This window comes from Geodermatophilus sp. SYSU D00710 (assembly GCF_054050195.1).
Genome location: NZ_JBJGYX010000068.1, coordinates 21,403 through 27,919 on the forward strand (window position 1 = coordinate 21,403; position 6,517 = coordinate 27,919).

At 74.3% G+C, this 6,517-nt stretch carries 3 protein-coding genes; all 3 read left to right on the top strand.

Annotated elements, in window-relative coordinates; genetic code table 11:
* Nucleotides 1-212 precede the first annotated feature (212 nt).
* The 3 genes from ACI78U_RS21740 to ACI78U_RS21750 are packed head-to-tail and all read left to right on the top strand — an operon-like array spanning nucleotide 213 to nucleotide 6,398.
* Nucleotides 213-4,379 carry a Pls/PosA family non-ribosomal peptide synthetase gene (locus tag ACI78U_RS21740; RefSeq protein ID WP_456877478.1) on the top strand — a complete coding sequence of 1,389 codons (4,167 nt, stop codon included), beginning with the start codon at nucleotides 213-215 and terminating at the stop codon, nucleotides 4,377-4,379.
* Nucleotides 4,376-5,692: a heparan-alpha-glucosaminide N-acetyltransferase domain-containing protein gene (locus tag ACI78U_RS21745; RefSeq protein WP_456877479.1), complete on the top strand. Its 1,317-nt coding sequence runs from the start codon at nucleotides 4,376-4,378 to the stop codon at nucleotides 5,690-5,692. Before ACI78U_RS21740 ends, ACI78U_RS21745 begins: the two co-directional genes overlap by 4 nt.
* Nucleotides 5,679-6,398 (top strand): BPL-N domain-containing protein, encoded by a 720-nt coding sequence (locus ACI78U_RS21750; RefSeq protein ID WP_456877480.1) that lies wholly within the window; start codon nucleotides 5,679-5,681, stop codon nucleotides 6,396-6,398. Before ACI78U_RS21745 ends, ACI78U_RS21750 begins: the two co-directional genes overlap by 14 nt.
* The last annotated feature ends 119 nt before the right edge of the window (nucleotides 6,399-6,517 follow it).

The following is a 6,517-nucleotide window of genomic DNA, read 5'->3' on the forward strand; positions in this document are numbered from 1 at the left end:
ATGGCGAAAGCGCATTGTGATCGATCGCTTTCTCAGTGTCACAGGTCGACCGATCGGGTTACGGACACGTCACGTCCCGGATTGCGTCGGTGCTGCTCAGTGACGAAGGAGGGCGTGTCGCCGTCCATTTCGATCTCTGCTGCAGGAGGTCGCGGATCAGCAGGTTTAGTGGTCCGTCGAATGCCGTGTCGGGGGCTGCAGAGAGTGAGCGAATGGCAACACAGAACGAACGAACCCAGGACTTCTCGGATTTCCCCCACGAGGAGAACGGGCACTCCACCGTCGCGGCTGCCCGGAACGCCCCCCTCGGCGACACCGCCCTCGGACACCGGCTGCACGACGACGTCGGATACCGGCTGCACGACAACTTCGTCGCGGAGCTCGGCCAGACCACCGGGGTCACCCGGCTGAGCCGGTACTTCGAGCGCACCTGCGACAGCCGGCCCTCGGCGACGGCGCTGGAGTGCGGGGGCGAGCGCCTCTCCTACGCCGACCTCGACCAGCGGGCCAACCGCCTGGCCAACCTGCTGATGAGCCGCGGCATCGGGTGCGGCGTCCGGGTCGGCATCCTGCTGCACCGCTCGGTCGACACCTACGTCGCACTGCTGGCCGTCACCAAGACCGAGGCGACGTTCGTCCCCATCGACCCCGAGGCGCCCGCCGACCGGCTGCTCTACATCGCCGAGGACTGCTCGCTCGCCCTCGTGGTGACGCACTCCTCGTTCGCGGCCTCCTGCGCCGCGCTGCCTTGCGAGAGCCTCCTGCTCGACGAGCTCGGGCACGAGCTCGCGGTCCAGTCGAGCGCCCGCCCCGGCACCGAGTCCGACGGGGACCCGGTCTGCTACGTCATCTACACGTCCGGCTCGAGCGGCCGCCCCAAGGGCGTGGAGATCAGCCAGTCCAGCATCTGCAACTTCATCGGCATCGTGCCGTCCCTGTACGGGGTCGAACCGACCGACCGCGTCTACCAGGGCATGACGATCGCCTTCGACTTCTCCATCGAGGAGATCTGGCCCACGTGGGCGGTGGGGGCGACGCTCGTCGCCGGCCCCACCGACGGCCGCCGGGTGGGGTCGGGACTGGCCGACTTCCTCGAGGACAACGAGATCACGATGATCTACTGCGTCCCCACCGTGCTGGCGACGCTGGACCGCCTGCTGCCCAGCATCCGCACGGTCAACGTGGGCGGGGAGGCATGCCCGCGCGAGCTGGTCGACCGCTGGGGGCCCGGGCGCCGGATCCTGAACACCTACGGGCCCACCGAGACCACCGTGACCTGCACCATGGCCGAGCTGCTTCCGGGCCGGCCGGTGACCATCGGGCGCCCGCTGCCCACCTACCGGGTCACGCTGCTCGACGACGACCGGCGCCCGGTGCCGGCCGGAGAGGTCGGGGAGATCTGCGTCGGCGGGCCCGGTGTGGCCCGCGGCTACGTCAACCGGCCCGACCTCACCGCCGACCGCTTCATCCCCGACCCCCGCGGCATCCCCGGGGAGCGCATCTACCGGACCGGGGACCTCGGCCGATTCCTCCCCGACGGCCAGATCGAGTACCTCGGGCGCGCAGACAGCGAGGTCAAGGTCCGGGGCCACCGGGTCGACCTGCAGGAGATCGAGAGCGTGCTCCTGGAGCACCCCGCGGTGACGGCCGCCGTGGTCGCCCTGCTGCCCTCGTCGGACACCGGCGGGGACCTGGCCGGCTACGTCGTCCTGCGGGGCGGCGAGGCAGACGCCGCCGACGAGGTCATCGCCCAACTGCACGAGCAGGCAGTGCAGCAGCTGCCGCCCTACATGGTGCCGTCGTACCTCGACGTGGTCACGTCGATCCCGATGCTGCCCAGCGGCAAGGCCGACCGCGGCCGGCTGCCGGCGCCCACGCGGCCGCGGCTGATCCGCACCGGCGCGGAGCACGAGCCCCCGGCGACCCCGGCGGAGGCGTGGATCGCCGGGCTGTGGGAGGAGATGCTCTCCCTGCCCGCCGGTGCGGTCTCGGTCGAGGCCGACTTCTTCGAGGCGCTGGGCGGGCACTCCCTCGTGGCGGCCAACGTCGTCTCCGCCATGCGGGAGAGCGACCTCGGCGCGGGGCTGTCCATCCTGGACTTCTACCGGCACCCCACCGTCCGGGGCCTGGCCGCCTTCCTCGAGGCCGGCGCCGGTGACCAGCCGGACGCCATGACGCTCGAGCCGCGCGAGCCCCGGCCGGCGCCGCCGTCCCGCGGTCGAGTCGTCGCGTTCGGAGCGGCGCAGCTGTCGGTCCTGGTCGCGATCGTCGGGCTCTTCCTCCTCCCCGTCGCCGTCGCCTACGGCCTCAACGACGGCCAGCCCTCGCTGGCGCTGGTCCTCCAACTCGCGGTCGCGCTGCCGACGTCCTACCTCGTCACCCGCTGGGTCCTCCCGGTGGTCGGCTCCCGACTGCTCTCGCGCGGCCTGCGCGCCGGAGACCACCCGCTGTGGGGCGGCACGCACCTGCGGGTGTGGACCGTGCAGAAGCTGCTGTCCATCTCCCCGATGACCGTGCTCAGCGGGTCCCCGTGGGCGGCGACCTACCTGCGCCTGGCCGGCGCCCGGGTCGACGCCGAGTGCCACCTCGGCTCGGCCGACGTCTCCCTGCCGTCGTTCCTGAGCGTCGGCCCCGGCGCGACGATCGGGTACGGCACCCAGCTGCACGGCCACCGCGTCGCCGAGGGCGTGCTGACCCTCGCCCCGGTCACCATCGGCACCGGCGCCGTCGTCGGGTCCGAGAGCGTGCTCGAGTGCGGCTCGGAGGTCGGGGAGAACGCCATCCTCGGCGACCAGTCCCTGCTGCCCTCCGGCCGCGCCGTCCCCGCGGGGGAGAGCTGGGCCGGGTCCCCGGCGCGGTCGGCGCCCGAGGCGATCGACCCGGTCGTCGGGCTCATGGCCGCGTGCGCCGCCGCCCCGCGCACCTGGTCCCGCGGGCTCCTGGCCGGCTTCGCGGGCGGCGTCCTCCTCCTGGAGCTGATGCCGTTCCTGATCCTGCTGCCGGTGGTCACCGTGGTGTGGTGGGTCCTGCTCACCTACGGCACCGCGGCCGCGTTCCTGGCCACCGCGCTGTCCGGGCCGCTGTTCGTCCTCGCCTCCTGCGGCTTCCTGCTGGGCGCCCGCCGCCTGGTGCTCTCGGCGACGCCGGAGGGCGTGCACCACCTGCGGTCGAAGCTGGGCGTCGAGAAGTGGCTGGGGGACAAGCTGCTCGAGCTGAGCCTGCTGTTCACCAACACCATGTACTCGACCCTCTACACGCCGATGTGGCTGCGGGCGTTGGGGACCCGCGTCGGCAAGGGAGCCGAGGTCTCCACCATCGCCAACATCGACCCGGACCTGCTCACCCTCGGCGAGGGCAGCTTCGTGGCCGACATGGCCAGCGTGGGCAGCGCGACCTACGCCAACGGCCACGTCGCCCTCCGCCGGACCGAGATCGGCTCCCGCGCCTTCGTCGGCAACGCCGCCTTCGTCCCCGCGGGCTCGCAGCTCGGCGCGGGCTCGCTGATCGGCGTCCGCAGCGTCCCGCCGACCGAGGGGGCCGACCCCGGCACCTCCTGGCTCGGCTCACCGCCGTTCTACCTGCCGCGGCGAGAGGTCTTCGAGGAGTTCACCGAGGCGCAGACGTACGCGCCGTCGCGGCGGCAGGTGGGCGCCCGGTACGCGATCGAGTTCCTCCGCATCGTGCTGCCGAGCTCGCTGCTCGCCGTCGCGACCTTCGCCACCCTGTACGGCCTGTCCTCGCTGGCGCTCTCCTGGAACACGGTGGCCACGGTCCTGCTCGCCCCGGTGGTGGCCCTGGGCTCCAGCGCCCTGGTGCTGGTGTTCGTGGCCGCGCTCAAGTGGGCCGTCGTGGGCCGCTACCGGCCGCGGGTGCGGCCGCTGTGGAACGGGTTCGTCCGCCGGACCGAGTTCGTCACCGGCGTCTACGAGGCGGCGGCGGTCCCGGCGCTGCTCACCTTCCTCACCGGCACGCCGCTGCTCGGCCCGGCGCTGCGCCTGTTCGGCTGCCGGGTCGGCCGGCGGACGCTGATCGACACCACCTACGTCACGGAGTTCGACCTCGTCACCATCGGCGACGACGTGTCGGTGGGCGCCAACGCGTCGCTGCAGACCCACCTGTTCGAGGACCGGGTCATGAAGATGGACCACGTGGTGCTGCGCGACCGGGCGAGCATCGGCGACAAGGCCGTCGTCCTGTACGACTCCGTCGTCGAGGAGGACGCCACGCTCGCCGCGCTGTCCCTGGCGATGAAGGGTGAGGTGCTGCCCCGGGAGACCACCTGGTGCGGCATCCCGGCCCAGAAGGTCGGCCGCGCCCCGGTCGCCGCACAGCCGCGCCAGGCCCACCGGCTGTCGACGGCGGGGGAGGGCCGGCGATGACGACCAGCGCCGAGGGGCAGCGCGACCTCGTGACGACTCCGGCGGGCCGGTCCGGGGCATCCCCCCTGGCCCACGCCTGCGACCCGGCCCCGCCCGGGGACGCCTCCGGCACCCCGGCGACGGCGGGCCGGCGGTCCGGCTCGCGGCTGATCGGGATCGACGCTGCGCGCGGGGTCGCCCTGCTGGGCATGATGGCCGTCCACGTGATGGACCCGGTCGCCGCCGACGGGAACAACCCCTCCCTGACGTGGACCCTGGCGGCGGGCAAGTCCGCAGCGCTGTTCGCCCTGCTCGCCGGCGTGGGCGTCGCCTTCGCCAGTGGCCGACGCGAGCAGCCGCACGGCCGGCTCTGGGCGGCCAACGCGAGCTCGCTCGTCGTGCGGGCCCTGCTCATCGGCGCCGTGGGTCTCACCCTCGGGGCCGTCGTCCCGCGGAACCTGGCCGGGGTGATCCTGCCGTACTACGCGTTGCTGTTCCTGCTGGCCATCCCGCTGCTGTCGCTGTCGGTCCGCGCCCTCGTCCTGGTGGCCGGCGCCATCGTGCTCGGGATGCCGGTGCTCAGCCACGTCCTGCGATCGGGCAGCGAGCGGGTGACCGCCCCCAACACGACCTTCGGGCAGCTCGCCTCGGACCCGGTGGGCGTGCTCACCGAGCTGGCGCTGACCGGGACCTACCCCGCGCTGCCGTGGCTGGCCTACCTCTGCGTCGGGCTCGCCGTGGGCCGGGCGGCGCTCTCCTCCCGCCGCACCGCCGTCACCCTCGCGCTCGCCGGGACTGCCCTCGCGGTGGCCGCCCAGGTCACGTCGTGGGTGCTCCTCGACGTCCTCGGCGGGCGCGCCGACCTCGAGGAGGTGGCGCTGCAGTCCCTGACCCAGGAGCAGTACACGGACCTGCTGGCCTGGGGCCCCGCGGGCACCACACCGTCGGACACCGGGTGGTGGCTCGCCACGGTCGCGCCGCACTCGAGCACCCCGCTGGACCTGCTGTTCACCATCGGGGTCGGCCTGGCGGTCCTCGGGGTGTGCCTGCTGCTCGGGCGGATGACGACCGGCCTGCTGCGACCGCTCGCCGTCGCGGGCAGCATGACCCTGACCCTGTACTCCCTGCACCTGCTGCTGCTCAGCTCGCCGTTCATGCCGGACGACGACCTGGCCTCCCTGCTGCTCCAGGTCCTGGTCCTGGTCGCCTTCGCGTTCGCCTGGAGCCGCGCCCACGCGCGCGGTCCGCTCGAGGACATCGTGGCCCGGGCGACGGGGGCGGTCCGGCGACGGGTGCTGGCCGGGCGCCGGGAGAAGGCCGGTGCCGCCGCCTGAGGCGGGCCGGCCTCCCGGCCGCGACCTGGCGCTGGTCTACCGCGGACCGGCCTCGACCCCGGGGTGCCCGGAGGCGGTCGTCGCCGCGCTGCGCCGGAGCCGGTGGGACCTGGAGGTCCGTTTCGTCGGACCGCGTGAGGAGCTCCCGCTCGAGCCCGACGTGCTCGCCGGCGCCCGGCTCTACGCCCAGCCCGGCGGCGGGACGCTGCGGGCGGCGCACCGGAAGCTGCGGCGCTCGGCGGACACCATCCGGGAGTTCGTCCGGTCCGGCGGCGGCTACCTCGGCTTCTGCCTGGGCGGCTACCTGGCGGGCGAGACCCCCGGCTTCGGCCTGCTGCCCGGCGACACCGACCGCTTCATCTCCTCACCCGGCGCGCGGCCGGACCACGACGGCGACAGCCTGGTGGAGCTCGACTGGGCCGGACACCGCCGCCGGGTCTTCTTCCAGGACGGTCCGTGGTTCGACCTGGACCCCGCCCGGGGCCCGGCCGAGGTGCTCGCCACCTACGGCAACGGGCTGCCCGCCGCGGTCGTCGCCCCCTTCGGCCGCGGCGCGGTCGGCGTCGTGGGGCCGCACCCCGAGGCCACGCCCGACTGGTACACCGACAGCGGGCTGCCCGTGCCGGCCGACGTGCGTGCCGACCTCACCCAGGACCTGGTCGACCGGGTGCTGCGGGCGGCCCGACCAGGAGGCCGCGCCGCCTGACCCCTCCCCGACGACGGACCGGGGGGGGGGGGGGGGGGGGGGGGGGGGGGGGGCGCGGGGGGGGGGGGGGGGGGGGGGGGGGGGGGGGGGGGGGGGGGGCGGGGGGGGGGGGGGGGGGG

What these genes read in the sequence shown, in the direction of transcription:
- ACI78U_RS21740 (WP_456877478.1), top strand. Translation starts at nt 213, where the DNA reads ATGGCAACACAGAACGAACGAACCCAGGACTTCTCGGATTTCCCCCAC.
- ACI78U_RS21745 (WP_456877479.1), top strand. Translation starts at nt 4,376, where the DNA reads ATGACGACCAGCGCCGAGGGGCAGCGCGACCTCGTGACGACTCCGGCG.